Source organism: Mesorhizobium sp. M7A.F.Ca.CA.004.12.1.1 (assembly GCF_003997835.1).
In the GTDB taxonomy this organism is placed as follows: Bacteria; Pseudomonadota; Alphaproteobacteria; order Rhizobiales; family Rhizobiaceae; genus Mesorhizobium.
Genome location: NZ_RZRK01001193.1, coordinates 1 through 1,281, shown reverse-complemented (window position 1 = coordinate 1,281; position 1,281 = coordinate 1). Strand labels below are relative to the sequence as shown.

The following is a 1,281-nucleotide window of genomic DNA, read 5'->3' as shown; positions in this document are numbered from 1 at the left end:
TTGCCGGGCGCACCGTGGTCTTGAAGCTGAAGACCCAGGATTTCAAGCTGCGCACGCGCAATCGCCAGCTCGGCGATCCGACCCGGCTCGCCGACCGCATCTTTCAGACCGGGGTGGAGCTTCTGCGCAAGGAAACCGACGGCACGAAGTATCGGCTGCTCGGCATCGGTGTCAGCGACCTCTCGGACGACGACAAGGCCGACCCGCCCGATCTGGTCGACATCCAATCGCGCAAGCGCGCCATGGCCGAAGGCGCCATTGACGCCCTGCGCGACAAGTTCGGCCGCAAAGCGGTGGAAACCGGCTACACATTCGGCAAGGGCCGCGACGCCCATCCGCCGGAGCCGCTGGAGGATTAGGTGCGCTGCAGATCAATCCTGCTCGTCACCACGCTCTTGCCGGTTTTCGGGTCGGTGTCGATGACGGTCAGCCGCATGCCGTTCTCGCCGCGTTTCTCGACCTTCATCTGCGCCCTTCGGTCGCCATTGACCTCCTTGGCCCAGCGAATGCCCAGGTTGATCGCGTTGCCCGAACGGCTGCCGTTAAGCTGCGCCGGTCCCGTGCGAGAGCCGACATAGGTGCCGCTGTATTTGGCACCGCTGGCCTTCAGGTCCGCGCTGATGGCGCGCGTGACCACGACAAGTCCCCGGCAATTGCCGTCGAGCGACAGGGAGGTCGATGTCGCGTTCGAGCTGAACGTGCAGGACACGTTCACGGTCGGCGCATCGGTGGTGACCTTGACGATACCCTTGCCGGCGAAATTGCCCTTGAACGCCTGGAGAAATTGGGCCTCGTCGGCATGTGCCGCACCTGCCGCAACCAATAAGCCGCCGGTAAGCGCGAATTGCGCGAAGGATCTCATTGAAGCTCTCCTTGTCGATCTTGAAAAAGGCGGGACGGTCCGCGAGCACGGCTGACCACCGGAACTCAACGCCACTTGCGGTTTCAGGTTCCGCCCGCCACACGACTGTTTTACAACATCCAGCCAGTCGCGACTGGCCCAGAAGAATGCCTTGTGTAGCGATTGCGGCAGAAGCCCTCGCCTGCGACATAGCGCGAATGGCACCCACCCCCTCGATCCCCAAGGCCGCGTTCTGGATGGCACTGTCGATCGCTTCCTTCCTTGGGATGACGGTCGCCGGCCGAGCCACGACAGCGGAGCTCAACGTCTTCCAGGTGCTTGAGTTGCGCTCTGTGATCGGCTTCTTCATCCTTCTGCCGCTGGTGATGATGAGTGGCGGTTTTCGAGCCATGCGCACGCAGCGCCCCATTGCCCATATC

1 protein-coding gene and 2 pseudogenes are annotated in these 1,281 nt (G+C 62.9%); 2 read left to right on the top strand and 1 reads right to left on the bottom strand.

The annotated features are described in order from the left end of the window. Positions 1–359, top strand: a pseudogene (locus tag EN984_RS35025) (DNA polymerase IV); the annotation flags it as partial. Here the strand turns inward: EN984_RS35025 and EN984_RS35020 are convergent. Continuing rightward, a complete protein-coding gene (locus EN984_RS35020) occupies positions 356–862 on the bottom strand; it encodes a hypothetical protein (protein WP_127269139.1) in 507 nt (168 codons plus the stop codon). The pseudogene EN984_RS35025 and the gene EN984_RS35020 sit on opposite strands and share 4 nt — an antisense overlap. A gap of 197 nt (positions 863–1,059) precedes the next feature. On the opposite strand from EN984_RS35020, the pseudogene EN984_RS35015 reads away from it, so the two are divergent. Further along, a pseudogene (locus EN984_RS35015) lies at positions 1,060–1,281 on the top strand (EamA/RhaT family transporter); the annotation flags it as partial.

Bases quoted from the DNA above. Each gene is read 5' to 3' on its own strand.
- EN984_RS35020 (WP_127269139.1), bottom strand. From the start codon at position 862: ATGAGATCCTTCGCGCAATTCGCGCTTACCGGCGGCTTATTGGTTGCG.